Raw genomic sequence first — 19634 nt, forward strand, 5'->3', positions numbered from 1 at the left:
CCTCCTTAAATTAACGTGCGAAAGGCATGCCGAGTTGAGCCAGAAGCTCGTGTGATTCTTCATCAGTTTCGGCAGTCGTTACAATAACAACATCCAAGCCACGAACGCGCTTGACATTTTCAAAGTTGATTTCTGGGAAGATCAATTGTTCCTTAACACCCAGAGTATAGTTACCACGACCATCAAAGGCCTTGTTGCTTACACCGTGGAAGTCACGAACACGTGGCAGTGAAACATTGATCAGCTTATCCAAGAAGTCGTACATCCGGGTACCACGAAGGGTAACCTTAGCACCAATAGCCATTCCTTCACGAAGACGGAAACCGGCGATTGACTTGTGAGCCTTAGTAACCAGTGGCTTCTGACCAGAAATAAGAGTCAATTCCTGAACGGCTTCATCCAGGTTCTTTGAGTTAGTAGTCGCATCACCAACACCCATGTTGAGCACAATCTTGTCAACCTTAGGTGCTTGCATGATTGACGAATAGTTGAACTTTTCAATCAGTGCAGGACGAACTTCATTTTCGTACTTAGCTTTTAAACGGTTTTCCATAGTAAATAATTTCCTCCTTCCCTGATTGATTAGTCCAGAACCTTGCCAGACTTCTTGGCAAAGCGTACTTTTTTCCCATCTTCAACCTTAACGCCCAGACGAGTTGGTTCGTTGGTTGATGGATCCAAAACCATGACGTTGGATGCGTCGATTGGACCATCACTGTCCTTGATACCACCGGGTTGGCCGTTGGCTGGTTTTACGTGTTTCTTAATCTTGTTAACGCCCTCAACGACAACGCGATTAGACTTTGCAAGCACTTGTTTGATAGTGCCTTCCTTGCCTTTGTCCTTACCAGCGATGACGCGGACCTTGTCACCTGTCTTTAACAACATGTGAGTGTGCACCTCCAAATTAGTGAACAAATTTTACAGAACTTCTGGAGCCAGTGAGATGATCTTCATGAAGTCATCGTCACGCAGTTCACGAGCAATTGGTCCAAAAATACGGGTGCCCTTAGGACTCTTATCATTGTTGATCAGAACAGCAGCGTTCTCATCAAACTTGATGTAAGAACCATCCTTACGGTGCAGACCATGCTTAGTCCGAACGACTACGGCCTTAACAACGTCACCCTTCTTGACAACGCCACCTGGTGTGGCCTGCTTAACAGTAGCCACAATAACGTCACCAATGTTACCAGTCTTGACACGGGAGCCGCCAAGGATCTTAATGACCAAGATTTCGCGAGCACCTGAGTTATCAGCGACCTTTAACCGACTTTCTTGCTGAATCACGGTTAATGTCCTCCTTCCTTAATCAATAAATTAGAATACGAATTCAAGTCTATCTTACAGAATAACGGCCTTCTTAACGATCTTCACAAGACGGAAACGCTTCTTAGCTGAAAGTGGACGAGTTTCCATGATTTGAACAGTGTCGCCGACTTTAGCTTCGTTGTTTTCGTCGTGAGCGTAGTACTTCTTTGAGTACTTGATCTGCTTGCCATATACAGGCGCGCTCTTTTGCGTATCGATCACAACGGTAATCGTCTTGTCCATCTTGTCAGAAACAACACGGCCTTGATATACCTTGCGTGCGTTACGTTCTTCACTCATGCGCTAATCCTCCTTTTCGTATTCTTATTTGTTGATTTCCTGTTGACGAAGAACAGTCTTGACCCGAGCAATATTCTTACGTACCGTCTTCAGGTTGGCGGTGTTTTCCAATTGACCAGTTGCTAATTGGAAACGCAGGTTAAACAATTGTTCTTTTAAATCCTTTTCACGATCCAGCAGTTGGTCAGTGGTTAACCCATTCAGTTCTTTTACGTAGTCGTTACTCTTCATGAGATTGTCCACCTACTTCCTCACGTTTTACGATCTTAGTGCGAACTGGCATCTTGGAGCCAGCAAGCCGCAGAGCTTCGCGAGCAACTTCTTCAGAAACGCCCGCTACTTCGAATAAAATCTTGCCGCGCTTGACTGGTGCAACCCAACCTTCAGGAGCACCTTTCCCGTTACCCATACGGGTACCAACACCTTTACTAGTCCATGACAGGTGTGGGAAAATCTTGATCCAAACACGACCGCCACGCTTCATGTAACGGGTAATAGCAATACGACCAGCTTCGATTTGACGGTTGCTGATCCAATGAGAATCTAAGGCTTGCAGACCGTAATCACCAAAAGCAACGGTCTTACCGCCCTTGGCTTCACCGCGCATCTTGCCACGGAAAACCTTACGGTGCTTAACACGCTTTGGTACTAACATATCTACTTGCCTCCCTTTTGATCATCGTTGTCATCATTCTTCTTTGCTGGAAGAATTTCGCCACGGTAAATCCAGGTCTTAACACCCAAGGCACCATAAGTAGTGCGGGCTTCATCCCATGAATAATCGATATCAGCACGAAGAGTATGCAACGGAACAGTTCCATCTGAGTATGACTCAACACGTGACATGTCGGCACCGTTCAGACGACCAGCAACTTGGATCTTAACACCCTTAGCACCGGCACGCATAGCACGTTGCATTGCACCACGCATTGCACGACGGAATGCAATCCGTGCTTCAAGTTGTTGAGCAACATCTGCACCAACCAGGTGTGCATCCAGGTCAGGCTTCTTGATTTCAACAACGTTGACGTGAACACGTTTGCCCGTCATTTGGTTAAGCTTCTTACGGAGTGCTTCAACTTCTGAACCACCCTTACCAATTACCATACCTGGCTTGGCAGTGTGAATTGAAACGTTAACGCGGTTAGCGGCACGTTCGATTTCAACGGTTGAGACAGAGGCATCAGCAAGTCGCTTTTCAATGTACTTACGGATCCGCAGGTCTTCGTTGAGGTATGCTGCGTAGTTCTTGTCTGCATACCACTTAGCAGTCCAGTCGCGAATGACCCCAACACGGAAACCATTAGGATTAATCTTTTGACCCACTATTCATTCCTCCTACTTTTCTGTTACAACCACAGTGATGTTACTAGTCCGCTTGTTAATTGGTGAAGAAGAACCCTTTGCCCGAGGACGGAAACGCTTCAGCGTTGGTCCTTCGTCAGCATAAGCTTTACTTACAACCAATGATGCACGGTCTAAGTCAAAGTTGTTTTCAGCGTTTGCAACAGCAGATTTCAAAACTTTTTCAACATCCGAAGCTGCACCATTAGGGAGAAACTTCAGAATTGCGAATGCTTCGGCAACACTCTTGTTGCGAATTGCATCTACGACAAGGCGAACCTTACGTGGAGCAACACGAACCAGCTTGGCAGTTGCCTTAGCTGAAGTAATTGTTTCAGCCATTTAGTAATTTCCTCCTTATGCAGTAGTCTTCTTATCAGTAGTGCCATGACCGTGGAAAGTACGAGTTGGAACGAATTCGCCCAGCTTGTGGCCAACCATATCTTCCTGAATGTAAACTGGCACATGCTTACGACCATCGTAAACAGCGAAAGTGTAACCAATGAAACTCGGGAAAATAGTGGAACGACGAGACCACGTCTTGATAACAGACTTCTTCTCTTGGCCTTCTTGAGCCTTCACCTTCTTAAGAAGTGAAGCATCTGCAAAAGGTCCTTTCTTCAAACTACGACCCATTTGTTTACCTCCTCTCGGGTTAGCTTTTTATTTCAACTAAATGTTGCCGTGTGAGCCACGCTTACGACCACGAACAATAAACTTGTTGGAGCGAGCCTTGTGTGAACGAGTCTTCTTACCAACAGTCTTCTTGCCCCATGGAGAAAGTGGAGATGGCAGACCAACTGGTTGCTTACCTTCACCACCACCATGTGGGTGATCGTTAGGGTTCATAACAGAACCACGAACATGTGGACGCTGACCCTTGTAACGAGTACGACCGGCTTTACCAACTTGGATCAAGTTACGTTCTTCGTTACCAACAGTACCGATAGTGGCACGGCAAGTAGAAAGAATCATACGAACTTCACTTGAAGAAAGACGAACCAAGCAGTACTTGTCTTCCTTACCAAGAAGTTGAGCAGAAGCACCAGCAGAACGAGCTAATTGGCCACCCTTGCCAGGCTTCAATTCGATGTTGTGAATAACAGTACCAACCGGAATGTCCTTTAATGGTGCGGTGTTACCAACTTTGATGTCGACACCTTCACCAGATTCAACCTGCATACCTGGCTTTAAACCCTTTGGTGCAAGGATGTATGACTTAGTACCATCAGCGTAAACGATTAAAGCAATGTTTGCAGTCCGGTTTGGATCGTATTCGATTGCCTTAACAGTTGCTGGAATACCGTCCTTGTTACGCTTGAAGTCAACCAGACGGTATTGACGCTTCGTACCACCACCGCGGTGACGAACAGTAATCTTACCGTTGCTACGACCAGCAGTGTGCTTCAGCGGAGCGAGTAATGACTTTTCTGGCGTGTGCTTAGTGATCACGTCAAAGTCATAGCCAGACATGTTCCGGCGACCGTTAGTGGTACCTTTGTAGTTACGAATTCCCACTGTAATTTCCTCCTATCTTAGATTTGATTAGTTATTGTCGCTGTTATCGCCAAACAGCTTGATTTCGTCAGAATCAGAAGACAGGGTAACGATTGCCTTGCGGCGGCGCTTGGTGTAACCAACATAACGGCCTTGCCGCTTCTTCTTACCCTTAAGGTTCATAACGTTAACCTTAACAACCTTGACGTTGAAGATTTCTTCAACGGCCTTCTTGATTTGGGTCTTAGTTGCGTTCAGCGCTACGTCAAAGGTGTAACGCTTGTCGTCCATGGCTGCAGTTGAGGCTTCAGTTACAACTGGGCGCAGAATAATTGAACGTGCATCCATTATGCGAGCACCTCCTCTACTTGAGAAAGAGCTGACTTAGTGATGATCATCTTTTCGCTGTCAACCAGGTTCAAGATGTTCATTTCTGCTGGAGTAACAACAGTCATTCCTGCCAGATTACGACCGGACAGAACTGCGTTCTTATCGTCATCAGAAACAACAACCAGCGTCTTCTTGCCAGCCTTTAAGCTGTCCATTGCTTGTGCGAATTCCTTGGTCTTTGGTGCATCAAAGCTCAGAGAATCAACGGCTACAAGCTTTTCATCAGCAACCTTTTCAGAAAGAGCTGACTTAACTGCCAGCTGACGAACCTTGCGAGGAAGCCGGAAATTGAATGACTTGGTAGCAGGACCAAAGACGATCCCACCACCACGCCAGTGTGGTTCACGGATAGAACCAGTACGAGCACGGCCGGTACCCTTTTGACGCCATGGCTTCTTGCCGCCACCGCTAACAGCTGAGCGGTTCTTAGTGGCACGAGTACCTTGACGCATTGCGGCACGTTGACGAATGATTGCTTCGTACATTGCGTTTTCGTTTGGTTCAATACCAAAGATATCAGCGTTTAAATCAACGGTACCGTTTTGACTACCGTCTTGCTTGAATAATGCAACGCTTGTCATTAGTTAACTCCTCCTTTCTTATTTCTTGTTGTGTTGTTTGCTAAGGCTCTTCTTAGTGTTGGCCTTAACTGAGTTCATCACAGTAACGTATGACTTGTTAGCACCAGGAACGTTACCCTTAATCAACAGCGCGTTGTTGTCGAGATCAACCCGAACAACTTCAAGGTGTTGCATGGTAACAGTCTTACCACCCATTTGGCCAGCCATTGGCATACCCTTGAACACGTGGTTGATGATAGCACCCAGAGAACCTGGACGACGGTGGTAACGAGAACCGTGTGTTTCAGGACCGCGACTCTGGTTTTCCTTGTGAATCAAGCCTTGGTAACCATGGCCCTTTGAGATACCGGTAACGTCTACCGTTTCTCCTTCGGCGAATACGTCCGCTTTGACTTCGTCGCCAACCTTAACATCTCCTAAGTCAGCGTCGCGGATTTCACCGATGAAGCGCTTAGGAGTAGTTTTTGCTTTTGCTGCATGACCCTGTTCAGGCTTGTTGCTCAGGTGTTCGCGCTTGTCATCAAAACCAAGTTGAACGGCGTTGTAACCATCGTTTTCAACAGTCTTGATCTGCATAACAACGTTAGGCGTTACTTCGATAACAGTTACTGGAACTAATTCACCGTTGTCAGTAAATACCTGAGTCATCCCGATCTTCTTTCCTAAGATTCCTTTGGCCATGAGTACACCTCCAATATTTTGTTCTTATTTAATAGTAATTTACGAATTAAAGTTTGATTTCGATGTCGACACCACTAGGCAGATCGAGCTTCATCAGTGAATCAACCGTCTTAGGGGTTGGGTCGATGATGTCGATCAGACGCTTGTGGGTCCGCATTTCAAATTGTTCCCGTGACTTCTTGAATTTGTGTGGTGAACGAAGCACCGTGTAAATAGTGCGTTCAGTTGGTAACGGGATTGGGCCTGAAATTTGAGCACCAGTACGTTCAGCAGTAGCAACGATCTTGTCTGCTGATTCGTCCAAAATGCGGTGTTCATAAGCCTTTAAACGAATACGAATCTTTTGGTTTGCCATTGTGTTCCCTCCTTCGTCAGATTTGAAATTTGACTAGCTCCACGGAAATTACCGCCACATCCTGTGGCAAAGCGGCCGGGGTGTGTCGCAACCTTCCGCTTCAACGCTTCACTGCTTGTTTCTTATGGGGGCATAATTAACCCCTCGTAAGCTCAAGCACTTTCCCATCATACTCGATTAGCGCCGGCATTACAAGTCATTTTGGCAATTTATGAAAATGTAACCTATTTGTAACATTGCTTTCAATAAAAAAGCATGGACCTGCAGGAGCAGATTCATGCTTATATTATCACTCAAAAGTTTTAATAGGACGAATTAATTGGCAAAGCAATTAATCGGCACTGTCGCCACCGTTTTGCTTGATAATCTTTTCTTGGATTGACTTCGGAACTGGTGCGTAGTGGTCAAAGGTCATCGTGAAGGTACCACGACCCTGAGTAGCAGAACGCAGAGCAGTTGAGTAACCAAACATTTCTGACAATGGAACGAATGAGTGGATCAGTTGAGCACCACCACGTTCTTCCATACCATCAATGGAACCACGACGAGCAGTAACTTGGCCCATAACATCACCCATGTAGTCCTGTGGAACCACGATATCAACCTTCATGATTGGTTCGAGGATAACAGGATCAGCCTTCTTAGCGGCATTCTTCAGGGCAAGTGAAGCGGCAACCTTGAAGGCAGCTTCACTAGAGTCGACTTCGTGGTAAGAACCATCGTAGAGCTTAGCCTTAAGGTCAACGATTGGGTAACCGGCCAGAACACCATTCTTCATGGCTTCTTGCAAACCTTGGTCAACGGCAGGAATAAATTCACGAGGAACAACACCACCGACGATGGCATCTTCGAATTCGTAACCCTTACCTTCTTCGTTTGGAGTAAATTCAATCCAAACATCACCATATTGACCTTTACCACCAGATTGACGAACGAAACGACCTTGGGCCTTAGCTGGCTTGGTAAATGCTTCACGGTATGAAACCTGTGGCTTACCAACAGTAGCTTCGACGTTAAATTCACGACGCATCCGTTCGATGATGATTTGCAAGTGAAGTTCACCCATCCCGGCGATCAGAGTTTCACCGGTTTCAGGGTTAGTAGTAGCCTTGAAGGTTGGGTCTTCTTCAGCCAGCTTTTGCAGAGCGTTGTCCATCTTATCTTGGTCGGCCTTAGTCTTAGGTTCAACAGAAACCTGAATAACTGGGTCAGGGAAGTCCATGGATTCAAGTTGAAGTGGGTGGTCTGGATCAGTCAGTGAGTCACCAGTAGTGGTGTTCTTCAGACCGATGCAACCAGCGATGTCACCAGAGAAGACTTCTGGAATTTCCTTACGGTGGTTAGAGTGCATTTGCAGCAAACGACCAACACGTTCACGCTTGTCCTTAGTTGCGTTCAGGACATAAGTACCTGATTGCAGTGAGCCAGTGTAAACACGAATGTAAGTCAGACGACCAACGAATGGGTCGGTGGCAATCTTGAAGGCCAGAGCGGCGAATGGCTTCTTGTCGTCAGCCTTCAGTTCAACCGTGTTGCCATCTGGGTCGGTAGCTTCGTATGGCTTAACGTCCAGTGGAGATGGCAGGAAGTCAATAACAGCATCCAGCAGCATTTGGATACCCTTATCCTTGTAGGCAGAACCTGCAAGCATTGGGAAGAGCTTCAGGCTCAAAGTTGCCTTACGGATAGCAGCGATGATTTCATCAACTGAGATGTCTTCTTCGCCCAGGTACTTTTCCATGATGTTGTCGTCAACATCAGCCAGAGTTTCAAGCATCTGGTTGTGACGCTTTTCGGCTTCATCCTTCATGTCATCAGGAATGTCAACGGTGTCCCAGTGAGTACCAAGCTTGTCTTCGTCGTAAACGTAAGCTTGCATCCGAATCAAGTCCACAACACCCTTGAAGTTGTCTTCAGCACCAATTGGCATCTGAATTGGCAGCGGAGTGGAGTTAAGACGTTCGGAAACAGTCTTAACGGAGTAATCGAAGTTAGCACCCATCTTGTCCATCTTGTTAGCAAAGATCAGACGTGGAACGTTGAAACTAGCGGCTTGGCGCCAAACAGTTTCGGTTTGTGGTTCAACACCGGCTTCGGCATCCAGAACAGTGATAGCACCGTCCAGAACACGGAGGGCACGTTCAACTTCGACAGTGAAGTCCACGTGGCCTGGGGTGTCAATGATGTTGATACGGTGGTCTTTCCAAACGGCCGTGGTGGCAGCGGAAGTGATAGTGATACCACGTTCCTTTTCTTCGTCCATCCAGTCCATTTGTGAAGCACCATCATGAGTTTCACCAATCTTGTGAATCTTACCGGTGTAGTAAAGAATCCGTTCAGTGGCGGTAGTTTTACCAGCATCGATGTGGGCCATGATCCCGATGTTACGGGTCTTTTCAAGCGGGAATTCACGTTTGTTAGCCATCTTTAAAATGTTCTCCTTCCAAATAAAGAGTATTCGGCAAAATTAATGTGCAAAAAGGGGTGACAGAAATTGCCCTTGCCGCCCCTTTGTACAATGACTGACAAAGCCAGCCAAATGCGGATTACCAGCGGTAGTGTGCAAAGGCACGGTTGGCGTCGGCCATCCGGTGAGTATCTTCCTTTTTCTTAACAGCAGCACCGGTGTTGTTGGATGCATCGATGATTTCTGCAGATAAGCGTTCAACCATAGTGTGTTCACCGCGCAAACGTGCGTACTGAACGATCCAACGCATCCCCAAGGTTACACGACGTTCTGGACGAACTTCGATCGGAACTTGGTAGTTAGACCCACCAACACGACGAGCCTTAACTTCCAGCACTGGTTCAACGTTGTCCATTGCTTGTTGGAAGACTTCAACTGGGTCGTTGCCAGTTTGTTCTTTAATGCGGTCAAAGGCAGCGTACAAGATCTTAGAAGCGGTCCCACGCTTACCATCAATCATCAAGTGGTTGATCAGACTCGTTACCAGCTTTGAGTTGTAAATTGGGTCTGGTAATACTTCTGGTTTTACAACATGTCCTTTACGTGGCATTAATTAACCCTCCTACTTTACTTCTTGTCCTTCGGCTTCTTAGCACCGTACTTTGAACGACTTTGCATCCGGCCTTCAACACCGGCAGTGTCGAGCGTACCACGGATGATGTGGTAACGAACACCAGGCAAGTCCTTAACACGGCCACCACGGATCAGAACAACTGAGTGTTCCTGCAGGTTGTGACCAATACCAGGAATGTAAGCCGTAACTTCGATCAGGTTTGACAGACGTACACGGGCGTACTTCCGCAGAGCTGAGTTAGGCTTCTTTGGTGTCATGGTAGCAACACGGGTAGCAACACCACGCTTTTGTGGTGATGGATTATGGGTTGCTTCTTTCTTGTAACTGTTGTAGCCGAAGCCCAAAGCAGGTGACTTTGACTTGCCACGATGTGACTTACGGCCCTTACGAACCAATTGGTTAATTGTTGGCATGAAAAGTTCTCCTTCCAAAATTTAAGTCCACACATCCAGGTGGTTCTTTTTTGAGGATAAAAAAACGACTGGATGGCCTTCATTTTAGTGCCTCGTTCAGCAAATCTGCCGAACGACAGACACGCTTCGCTTGAAGAAAGCACCTTTAATACGTTATCACGCTACGTTGTTAATGTCAACAAACGATCAAATTTTTAGAAAAGATCAATTTGTGGCCATTTGACGTTATCTATTAATGAGGTGTTTTTATGTCCCTATTATTTTACTTCACATATTTTGCTATTGGAAGTTGCTGGGCTAGTTTTTGGATCACCATCGGCGAACGTTGTGCTGATCCTCCACTTAACTCAAGTCCCTACTCCCAGTGTCCCATCTGCTTTTGCCATCTTCAAGCCTTCCAGCTAATTCCCATTACTGGCTGGTTATGTCAACGTGGCAAGTGCATTCATTGCCAGCAAGCTATCAGTGTTTTCAGTACGATTTTTGAAATCCTCACTGGCCTTCTCTTTGGCAAAAGTGCAGTCGCTTCAAGCCATGACTTTATCGCTATTCTGTTTGTCAGCGCTAGTCTGCTTGTGATGGCAGCGACTGACCATACTGCCCAGTGGATCAACCCTATTCATACTTTGCCCCTTGCCCTGTTGCCGACTGCTTCAACTAATATCTTCATCTTTGCTTTTTGGCAACGTTTAGTCATCGCCATCCTCTTCATTATTATTGGTCACTATTGCCATGCTCTCGGTGACGGCGATTTTTTGTTCATCGCTTACCTCTTTATTTGCTGTGGTTTATACCAAACTGCGCTAACGATAATGATCGCTTCCGGCGCCGCCCTCATTGTTTACGGAGCAAAAGCCTCATCGCTTACAACACGACTGCCATTTATCCCCTGGTTAGCTGGTGCACTGATGATTGTCCTTTTCCTCACAACGTAAAAACGGCAGCAATCTGATGACTGCTACCGCTTTTAATTTTATTGATGTGATTGACTGTGTGGCGAATCTTTTGACTTCTCCTCACCCACCACGATTTTTAACGGAAAGATGTTTTCACCGTATTCCGTTATCGCTTCGATGTTTTGAAATAAAAGCAAAATCCAGGACAAAGCTAAGGCAAAAGCTAACAATTCAAAGGCTGTCAATGACAGGTAATTAGTCACCTTAAAGACTATATAATCAGCCGCCATCACACCGCCCATCACGTAAGACAAACGTCTGAACTGTGGTGTGCATTCTGGTAATAACCGGTCGATAAATAGGATCATGATCAAAATGAAGTAGACCAGCCACATGGAGATCCGGTCATGAAGAATATGAAAGCGCGGATTATTGGGAAAAATTCCGATAGCCGCTAAAGTCAATGCTTGTCCATAAAGCAAAATCCGGAGAAAAAGTACCCCTCTACCTGAATACTTGCGATCTAGGTTGATAAATAGGTAATCGACTAAGGTAATCATCAGTAAGGCTGAGAAAACCAGCGTAATGTTAAACTGCCAGTGACCAGCGTTACGATCAGTCCCCAAAAAGCTGAAATTATAACGCCACCAATTACGCCTTGAATTCGTCAGCATTGACGATAACACTCCACCAATGATCATAATCGTCATCAAATTAGTAACAATACCAGGTGACAAAGTCATTGCCAGGTTAAGCATCAAGTAATTGACAGCTGCCAGGATTATAAAGACAAAGACCGTTGAAGTATAGAGGTCGAAGATCGCACCGTGGAAGATTTGCCCAATCAACCAGAATGAAGCCACAAACCAGAAGGCCAAAATCATTCCGCAAGCGATTAATAACGGCGGTAAGCTGCGCCAGTAAAAGTCACTACAAGGACCTGTTCTCCTTACTTTTTGCCAAATGAAACTCGTCGCAAATTCAATTGTTCCCGATACGATTCCCAAGATCATTGAAGCCAGAGCGATTGAACGATCACCATTCAGCGGAACCAAACGCATATGGTTAACCTGGCAGACAACAAAGAAGACAATTGTGAGAATCACTGCCGGAATAATAAACCAACGCAACCTCACATCAGGTAACTGATCAACCAGTTGTGCAGGGTGAACAATGATCGAATGGTGATTGACGACCATCGATAGTTGAGTATCCTTATCGATATTTAGTTTGCGGGCAGCAGATTCAGAAATTTTGAGCTCTGCTCTTTCCGCTTTTTCCATATTTTCTCCTCCCGACTACAGCAAAAGGGCGGTGACTCTAAAAAATCACCGCCCTTTTAAACGTTTAACCCTTACTTGTCTTGGTCCTTAGCCTGCATTTTGGCTTCAAAATCCTTTAACGATTCAGGGTTGCCATCACTCGTTACTGCCGGTGCACCTTCAACCTTTGGCTTAATGTGCCGGTAAGTGCTCATCCCGGTACCAGCTGGGATCAGCTTCCCAATGATGACGTTTTCCTTCAGACCAACTAACGGGTCGTTCTTTCCACGAATTGCAGCGTCGGTCAGAACACGAGTAGTTTCCTGGAATGAGGCAGCAGACAAGAAACTGTTAGTTTCAAGGGCAGCCTTAGTAATCCTGAGGATAACTGGACGTGCAGTGGCTGGGACACCACCGGAAATCAGAGTCTTGTAGTTGGCATCACGGAATTGGTCGATGTCCATCAATTCACCAGGCAGAACGTCGGTGTCACCTGGTTCCATGACACGAACCTTCCGCATCATTTGCCGAATCATGATTTCGATGTGCTTATCCAACAGATCGATACCTTGCATCCGGTAAACCTTTTGAACTTCGGCCAGCATGTATGTTTCAGTAGTTAAGACGTCGCTAACCTTCAGCAATTCCTTCGGGTCAGTTGAACCGATGTTGATAGCAGCGCCACGGTGAATGTGGTCACCTTCAGCGACGTTCAGACGTGCTTGAAGCGGAACAGTGTATGTCCGGGTATCAGTGTCACCCTTAATAGTGACATCCTTCGTCCGGTCAGCTGGGTTTTCTTCGATTGATTCGACAACACCAGTAACTTCGGAAATGACAGCACGACCTTTAGGGTTACGTGCTTCAACAATTTCTTGAACACGAGGAAGCCCTTGGGTGATATCTTCGTTACCGGCAACACCACCGGTGTGGAAGTTACGCAGCGTCAGTTGCGTACCTGGTTCACCAATTGATTGAGCGGCAACAGTACCAACAGCTTCACCGGCTTCAACACGGTCACCGGTTGCGGTGTTACGGCCGTAGCAACGTTCACAAACACCGTGGTCGGTGTTGCAAGTGAAGACGGAACGGATCGTAACTTTCTTAACGCCAGCGTCAACAATCTTCTGAGCCATGTCTTCGTCAACCAAGACGTTCTTGCCACAGATCTTTTCACCGGTCTTAGGGTCAAAGACGGACTTCATGGTGTAACGACCAAGGATTCGGTCATACAGTGGTTCGATCATTTCGTTACCATCTGTGATGGCAGTAACATCAAGACCACGGTCAGTCCCACAGTCCTTTTCACGAACGACAACATCTTGGGCAACATCAACCAGCCGCCGAGTCAGGTAACCTGAGTTGGCAGTCTTCAAAGCGGTGTCAGTCATACCCTTACGAGCACCGTGTGAAGACAAGAACATTTCCAGAACAGACAGCCCCTCACGGAAGTTTGACAGAACAGGCAGTTCCATGATCTTACCGTTAGGAGCAGCCATCAGACCACGCATTCCGGCCAGTTGGGTAAAGTTAGAAATGTTACCACGAGCACCAGAGTCAGACATCATGTTGATTGGGTTGTGGATGTCCATGTGTTCGATCAGCTTGTTTTGAACTTCGTCCTTGGCGTCATTCCAAACACCAATTACTCGTTCGTAACGTTCGTCATCAGTAATCAGACCACGACGGAACTGCTTGGTGATAACGGCAACCTTCTTACGGGCTGCTTCAATGATTTCTGGCTTTTCCTTCAAGTCGGTGATGTCGGAAATAGCCACGGTCAGACCAGAAATGGTTGATTCGTAGTAACCGAGGTCCTTGATCCGGTCAAGGAATTGTGAAGTCTTAGTAACTTTGTAGCGCTTGTAGACTTCAGCAATGATGTCAGACAGGAAGCCCTTCTTGAATGGTGGTACCAGCGGAGCATTCTTGAGGTATTCATGAATGTTTTCGCCTGGCTTCAGGAAGTACTTGTCAGGAACACCGTTTTGCAGGTTGTCATCCGTTGGCTCGTTGATGTAGGCGTAGTCCTTTGGCATGATCTGGTTGAAGATCAGCTTACCAACACTGGTTACCATGATTTCATTGCGCTGTTCATCAGTAAATGGCTTTTCAGGCATTGATGAAACCTGAACACCACAACGGGTTTGCAGTGCAACGTAGCCGTTCTTGTAAGCCATGAATGCTTCGTTAGCATCCTTGAAGATCATTCCTTCGCCTTCACGACCAGCGTCTTCGATGGTCATGTAGTAGTTACCGATAACCATATCTTGTGATGGGGCCACGATTGGTTCCCCGTCACGTGGACTCAGAATATGGTGGGCACAAAGCATCAGCAGACGGGCTTCAGCTTGGGCTTCGTCTGACAAAGGCACGTGGATAGCCATTTGGTCACCGTCGAAGTCGGCGTTGTAGGCGGTACATGCCAGTGGGTGCAGACGCATGGACTTACCAGAAACCAGCACTGGTTCAAAGGCTTGGATACCCAAACGGTGCAGCGTAGGTGCCCGGTTCAGAAGAACTGGGTGTTCCTTGATAACGTCTTCGAGGACGTCGAAGACCCGATCGTCACGACGGTCGATCATCCGACGAGCAGCCTTGACGTTATTTGACAGGTTGCGCTTAACCAGTTCACGCATGATGAATGGCTTGAATAATTCCAGAGCCATCGGAACAGGCAGACCCATTTGGTTCATCTTCAGTGATGGACCAACATCGATAACGGAACGACCAGAGTAGTCAACACGCTTCCCTAACAGGTTTTGACGGAAACGACCTTGCTTACCCTTCAGCAGGTGTGACAAGGACTTCAACGGACGGTTACCAGGGCCGGCAACAGGACGGCCCCGACGACCATTATCGATCAGTGCATCGACAGCTTCTTGGAGCATCCGCTTTTCGTTTTGCACGATGATGCCAGGGGCGTTCAATTCAAGCAAACGCTTCAGACGGTTGTTACGGTTAATAACACGACGGTACAAGTCGTTCAGGTCGGAGGTAGCGAAACGGCCACCTTCCAGTTGAACCATTGGCCGCAAGTCAGGTGGCATAACTGGAATAACATCCATAACCATCCATTCAGGCTTGTTGCCGGACTTAATGAAGGCTTCCAGAATGTCCAGTCGACGAACGGCACGAGTCCGCTTTTGACCAGTAGCGTCCTTCAGAACTTCCTTCAGTTCGTTGGCTTCCTTTTCCAAGTCAACGTTCTTCAACAGCTTCTGGACGGCTTCAGCACCCATTTCAGCAGTGAAGCGCTTGCCATATTCAGCCTTCTTGTCACGGTATTCTGCTTCACTTAACAATTGCTTGTATTCCAGTGGGGTGTCACCAGGATCAAGAACAACGTAAGAAGCGAAGTAGATAACTTCTTCCAGGGAACGTGGGCTCATGTCAAGCACTAAGCCCATCCGGCTAGGAATACCCTTGAAGTACCAAATATGAGAAACCGGAGCAGCCAGCTCAATGTGGCCCATCCGTTCACGACGAACTTTTGAACTAGTGACTTCAACGCCACAACGTTCACAAACCTTGCCCTTGTAACGGACACGCTTGTATTTCCCACATTGACATTCGTAATCCTTGGTTGGACCAAAGATTCGTTCGTCAAACAGACCTTCACGTTCTGGCTTCAGAGTCCGGTAGTTAATGGTTTCTGGCTTTTTAACTTCACCGTATGACCATTGACGGATCTTCTCTGGTGATGCCAGACCGATCTGCATACTTTCAAATTTATTGACGTCAATCAATTGGTGATCCTCCTTCTTGATTAATTACGATCACGCTAGTCTTGCTTCGTCTCGTTAGCTGACTTGTCGGCAACAGTAGTAGAAGCGTCGTTAGCCTTAGCTTCTGCTTCTTCTTCTGCCCGCTTCTTTGCGGCAGCCTTGGCGTCAGCATCACGTTCTGCCTTCTTGGCCATGGCGTGGACGTTCATTACGTCGTCATCCATGCTCTTAAGTTCAACTTCCTTGTGGTTTTCGTCCAGAACCTTCATGTCCAGACCCAGAGCCTGCAGTTCCTTGACCAGAACACGGAATGATTCAGGAACACCCGGCTTTGGAATTGGTGAGCCGTTGATAATAGCATCGTAGGTGTTAACACGACCCTGAACGTCATCTGACTTGTAAGTCAAGATTTCTTGCAGGGTGTAAGCAGCACCGTAAGCTTCAAGGGCCCAAACTTCCATTTCACCGAAACGTTGGCCACCGAATTGGGCTTTCCCACCCAGTGGTTGTTGGGTAACCAGTGAGTATGGTCCAATTGAACGAGCGTGGATCTTGTCGTCAACCATGTGAGCCAGCTTCAGATAGTGCATGACACCGACGGCGATCCGTTGTTCGAATGGTTCACCAGTCCGGCCATCGTAAAGGATCGTCTTACCATCTGACGGTAAACCGGCTTCCTTAACGGCGTCCCAAACATCTTTATCGGTAGCACCATCAAAGACAGGCGTTGCGATGTGAATACCAAGTTCACGAGCAGCCATCCCTAAGTGCAGTTCGATAACTTGCCCGATGTTCATACGACTTGGCACACCCATTGGACTCAGCATGATGTCGATTGGCGTACCATCTGGCATGTATGGCATGTCTTCTTCAGGGATAACGATGGAAACAGTACCTTTGTTACCGTGACGACCAGACATCTTGTCACCAACTTGGATCTTCCGCTTTTGGGCGATGTAAACACGAACCATCTTGTTGACGCCAGGTGACAGTTCATCACCGTTTTCACGGGTAAAGATCTTAACGTCCTGGATAATACCGCCGCCACCGTGTGGGACACGCAGTGATGTATCACGAACTTCACGGGATTTTTCACCAAAGATGGCGTGCAGCAGACGTTCTTCAGCGGACAGGTCAGTAACACCCTTTGGCGTAACCTTACCAACCAGAATGTCACCATCGTGAACTTCGGCACCGACACGGACAACACCGTTTTCGTCCAGGTCCTTCAGTGCATCTTCACCGACGTTCGGAATTTCGCGGGTCATTTCTTCAGGCCCTAACTTCGTTTCACGGGCTTCAGATTCGTAAGATTCAATGTGGATCGAAGTGTAAACGTCATCCTTAACCAGACGTTCTGAAATGGCAATGGCATCTTCGAAGTTGTACCCTTGCCAAGTCATGAAGGCGATCAGTGGGTTTTGACCCAGTGCCAGTTCACCTTGTTCCATTGATGGACCATCGGCCAGAACGTCGTCAGCGTCGACGTGTTCACCAACCTTAACGATTGGTGTCTGGTTGTAGTTCTTACCACCGTTAGAACGACGGAACTTCATCAGTTTGTAAGTGTCAAGGCTGCCATCATCGCGACGTACCTTAACCTGACGAGCATCGACGTATTCAACGGTCCCGGCGTGCTTAGCGATCATGGCAACACCAGAGTCGTGAGCAGCCTTGTATTCAATCCCGGTACCGATCAGCGGTGCATGTGGATGAATCAAAGGAACGGCTTGACGTTGCATGTTAGCACCCATCAGGGCACGGTTGGAGTCGTCGTTTTCAAGGAATGGGATACATGCTGAAGCGACAGAAACAACTTGCTTTGGTGAAACGTCCATGTAGTCGACGTTTTCCTTTGATGAAGTCGTGATGTAGTCATCCTTATCACGACACATGATTTCTTCTTCAGCGAATGAACCGTCATCGTTCAGCTTCGTGTTGGCTTGGGCGATGATGTAGTTATCTTCTTCGTCGGCAGTCAGGTAGTCGATCTTGTCGGTTACCTTGTGCGTAGTCCATGAAACACGGCGGTATGGCGTTTCGATGAAGCCGTACTTGTTAACACGGGCGTATGAAGACAGACTGTTGATCAGACCGATGTTAGGACCTTCAGGAGTTTCGATTGGGCACATCCGACCGTAGTGGGTATAGTGCACGTCACGAACTTCATAACCGGCACGGTCACGAGTCAAACCACCAGGACCAAGGGCGGACAGATGACGCTTGTGGGTCAGTTCACCCAGTGGGTTGGTTTGGTCCATGAATTGTGACAGTTGTGATGAACCGAAGAATTCCTTGATGGAAGCAACAACTGGACGGATGTTGATCAGTTGTTGTGGCGTTACCGTGTTGATGTCTTGGATTGACATCCGTTCACGGACAACACGCTCCATCCGGGCTAAACCGATCCGGAATTGGTTTTGCAGCAGTTCACCAACGGAGCGAATCCGACGGTTACCCAAGTGGTCGATGTCATCAGTTGAGCCGATACCTTCTTGCAAGTCAAAGAAGTAGTTGATTGATGCCAGAATATCAGCTGGTTGAATGTGCTTAAGCTCCAACGGAATGTGACCATTGCCGATGATTGGGACAACGTGGTCAGGATTGTTCTTGGAGTAAACATTGATCTTTTGCAGCTTAACAGGCTTCGTAACAACGGCTTCGTCGGAAGGCGTGTAGGTGATCATCTTGAAGTCGTCGCGGTCCAGGTATGGTTCCAGCTTCTTGAGAACTTCCTTGGTAACCACGTCACCATCTGATGCCAGCACTTCACCAGTATCAGGGTCAGCCAGTGTTTCAGCCAATGTTTGGCCCAGCAGACGGTACTTCAGCATCAGCTTCTTGTTGGTCTTGTAACGGCCAACCGGAGCCATGTCGTAACGTTGTGGATCAAAGAACCGTGCCGTCAGCAAACTACGTGCAGAATCAGCAGTCTTTGGTTCACCTGGACGCAGGTGTTCGTAGATGTCCTTCAAAGATTCTTCAACACGAGAATCTTCAGCGTTTTTGTGAACATCCTTGTCCAAAGTCAGTGAAATGCCATCGGTGTTGCCACCCAGCATATCGATGATTTCGTCATCAGAGCCAAAGCCAAGAGCCCGCACCAGCTCAGTGATTGGCAGCTTACGAGTCCGGTCAATCCGGACGTAAGAAATGCCCTTAGCATCAGTTTCGTATTCCAGCCAAGCACCACGGTTAGGAATAAAGGTAGCACCGAAGTTTGTCCGGCCGTTCTTATCTACATCAGAATTGTAGTAGATACCTGGTGAACGAACTAATTGGGAAACGATAACACGTTCAGCCCCATTAATAATGAAAGTCCCCTGGTCAGTCATCAGTGGGAAGTCACCAAAGAAGACATCTTGAGACTTGATTTCACCAGTTTCGTGGTTGGTTAAGCGCAGGGTAACGTGCAGTGGTGCTGAGTAGTTAGCATCATGGTCACGTGCTTCATCAATCGTGTACTTTGGTTCCAGCAGTTGGTAATCAACAAAGTCCAGGGACAGCTTTCCTTGGAAGTCATTGATCGGCATAATGTCTTGAAACATTTCCCGAAGACCCTTGTCCATAAACCAATTGTAAGAGTTGGTCTGAATTTCAATCAGGTTAGGAAGCTCCAGCACTTCCTTGATTCGGGAATAACTACGACGAGTACGGTGCTTGCCGTATTTTACCAAATGTCCAGCCAAACTATTCACCTCTCAAATTTGTTGGGCCAGTTCAGACTCTTTTATGTTACATTTTGTTTACAAATAGTCAAAATGAGCTCAAAAGGGCAAAAAAAATCCAAAAATGGCAAATGCCATCTTTGGTTTTTTATAAGGGAGCCGCTGGA

21 protein-coding genes are annotated in these 19634 nt (G+C 47.1%); 1 reads left to right on the plus strand and 20 read right to left on the minus strand.

All coding sequences use genetic code 11. The features are described 5' to 3' along the window. Window positions 1-10 precede the first annotated feature (10 nt). The 17 genes from rplE to rpsL form a co-directional block, all read right to left on the minus strand. Entirely contained in the window at window positions 11-553 is a 543-nt protein-coding gene (gene rplE / locus AB3114_RS07825; RefSeq protein ID WP_367342695.1) for a 50S ribosomal protein L5, read from the minus strand. A 29-nt stretch (window positions 554-582) separates the two neighbouring features. Further along, window positions 583-888: a 50S ribosomal protein L24 gene (gene rplX, locus AB3114_RS07830; RefSeq protein WP_367342696.1), complete on the minus strand. Its 306-nt coding sequence runs from the start codon at window positions 886-888 to the stop codon at window positions 583-585. A 33-nt stretch (window positions 889-921) separates the two neighbouring features. Next, window positions 922-1290 (minus strand): 50S ribosomal protein L14, encoded by a 369-nt coding sequence (rplN, locus tag AB3114_RS07835; RefSeq protein ID WP_283583170.1) that lies wholly within the window; start codon window positions 1288-1290, stop codon window positions 922-924. Window positions 1291-1344: 54 nt separating this feature from the next. Next, window positions 1345-1611: a 30S ribosomal protein S17 gene (gene rpsQ / locus AB3114_RS07840; protein WP_283583171.1), complete on the minus strand. Its 267-nt coding sequence runs from the start codon at window positions 1609-1611 to the stop codon at window positions 1345-1347. A 24-nt stretch (window positions 1612-1635) separates the two neighbouring features. Continuing rightward, the gene (gene rpmC / locus AB3114_RS07845; RefSeq protein ID WP_283583172.1) at window positions 1636-1842 is read right to left on the minus strand and encodes a 50S ribosomal protein L29; all 207 of its coding nucleotides are present in this window, start codon (window positions 1840-1842) and stop codon (window positions 1636-1638) included. After that, window positions 1832-2266 (minus strand): 50S ribosomal protein L16, encoded by a 435-nt coding sequence (rplP, locus tag AB3114_RS07850; protein ID WP_367342697.1) that lies wholly within the window; start codon window positions 2264-2266, stop codon window positions 1832-1834. Before rplP ends, rpmC begins: the two co-directional genes overlap by 11 nt. 2 nt (window positions 2267-2268) lie before the next feature. Further along, window positions 2269-2937, minus strand: coding sequence for a 30S ribosomal protein S3 (gene rpsC, locus AB3114_RS07855; RefSeq protein WP_367342698.1), 669 nt, complete (start codon window positions 2935-2937; stop codon window positions 2269-2271). A gap of 12 nt (window positions 2938-2949) precedes the next feature. Beyond that, complete coding sequence (rplV, locus tag AB3114_RS07860) at window positions 2950-3297, minus strand: 50S ribosomal protein L22 (RefSeq protein WP_367342699.1); 348 nt, start codon at window positions 3295-3297, stop codon at window positions 2950-2952. A 15-nt stretch (window positions 3298-3312) separates the two neighbouring features. Next, window positions 3313-3591 (minus strand): 30S ribosomal protein S19, encoded by a 279-nt coding sequence (gene rpsS / locus AB3114_RS07865; protein ID WP_367342700.1) that lies wholly within the window; start codon window positions 3589-3591, stop codon window positions 3313-3315. 36 nt (window positions 3592-3627) lie between these two features. Further along, window positions 3628-4473: a 50S ribosomal protein L2 gene (gene rplB / locus AB3114_RS07870; protein WP_367342701.1), complete on the minus strand. Its 846-nt coding sequence runs from the start codon at window positions 4471-4473 to the stop codon at window positions 3628-3630. A 27-nt stretch (window positions 4474-4500) separates the two neighbouring features. Beyond that, window positions 4501-4800: a 50S ribosomal protein L23 gene (gene rplW / locus AB3114_RS07875; RefSeq protein ID WP_367342702.1), complete on the minus strand. Its 300-nt coding sequence runs from the start codon at window positions 4798-4800 to the stop codon at window positions 4501-4503. Next, window positions 4800-5423, minus strand: coding sequence for a 50S ribosomal protein L4 (gene rplD / locus AB3114_RS07880; RefSeq protein WP_367342703.1), 624 nt, complete (start codon window positions 5421-5423; stop codon window positions 4800-4802). The genes rplW and rplD overlap by 1 nt, the downstream gene beginning before the upstream one ends. Before the next feature lie 18 nt (window positions 5424-5441). Continuing rightward, window positions 5442-6104, minus strand: coding sequence for a 50S ribosomal protein L3 (gene rplC / locus AB3114_RS07885; protein ID WP_367342704.1), 663 nt, complete (start codon window positions 6102-6104; stop codon window positions 5442-5444). Window positions 6105-6150: 46 nt separating this feature from the next. Continuing rightward, complete coding sequence (gene rpsJ, locus AB3114_RS07890; protein WP_283583181.1) at window positions 6151-6459, minus strand: 30S ribosomal protein S10; 309 nt, start codon at window positions 6457-6459, stop codon at window positions 6151-6153. Between the two features lie 331 nt (window positions 6460-6790). Continuing rightward, on the minus strand, window positions 6791-8884 hold the full coding sequence (fusA, locus tag AB3114_RS07895; protein ID WP_367342705.1) for an elongation factor G: 2094 nt from the start codon (window positions 8882-8884) through the stop codon (window positions 6791-6793). Window positions 8885-9005: 121 nt separating this feature from the next. Next, window positions 9006-9476 carry a 30S ribosomal protein S7 gene (gene rpsG / locus AB3114_RS07900; protein ID WP_283583183.1) on the minus strand — a complete coding sequence of 157 codons (471 nt, stop codon included), beginning with the start codon at window positions 9474-9476 and terminating at the stop codon, window positions 9006-9008. Window positions 9477-9493: 17 nt separating this feature from the next. Beyond that, the gene (gene rpsL / locus AB3114_RS07905) at window positions 9494-9913 is read right to left on the minus strand and encodes a 30S ribosomal protein S12 (RefSeq protein ID WP_283583184.1); all 420 of its coding nucleotides are present in this window, start codon (window positions 9911-9913) and stop codon (window positions 9494-9496) included. Window positions 9914-10161: 248 nt separating this feature from the next. Between rpsL and AB3114_RS07910 the strand changes: the two genes are divergently transcribed. Then, window positions 10162-10848 carry an A24 family peptidase gene (locus AB3114_RS07910; RefSeq protein WP_367342706.1) on the plus strand — a complete coding sequence of 229 codons (687 nt, stop codon included), beginning with the start codon at window positions 10162-10164 and terminating at the stop codon, window positions 10846-10848. A gap of 38 nt (window positions 10849-10886) precedes the next feature. Here AB3114_RS07910 and AB3114_RS07915 read toward each other — a convergent pair whose 3' ends face one another. The 3 genes from AB3114_RS07915 to AB3114_RS07925 all read right to left on the minus strand — a co-directional run bounded on the left by AB3114_RS07915 (window position 10887) and on the right by AB3114_RS07925 (window position 19497). Beyond that, complete coding sequence (locus tag AB3114_RS07915; protein ID WP_367342707.1) at window positions 10887-12092, minus strand: DUF998 domain-containing protein; 1206 nt, start codon at window positions 12090-12092, stop codon at window positions 10887-10889. 71 nt (window positions 12093-12163) lie between these two features. After that, window positions 12164-15820 (minus strand): DNA-directed RNA polymerase subunit beta', encoded by a 3657-nt coding sequence (gene rpoC, locus AB3114_RS07920; protein ID WP_367342708.1) that lies wholly within the window; start codon window positions 15818-15820, stop codon window positions 12164-12166. 35 nt (window positions 15821-15855) lie between these two features. Further along, window positions 15856-19497, minus strand: coding sequence for a DNA-directed RNA polymerase subunit beta (locus AB3114_RS07925; RefSeq protein WP_367342709.1), 3642 nt, complete (start codon window positions 19495-19497; stop codon window positions 15856-15858). Window positions 19498-19634 lie beyond the last annotated feature (137 nt).

This window comes from Limosilactobacillus sp. (assembly GCF_040772465.1).
Lineage (GTDB): Bacteria > Bacillota > Bacilli > Lactobacillales > Lactobacillaceae > Limosilactobacillus.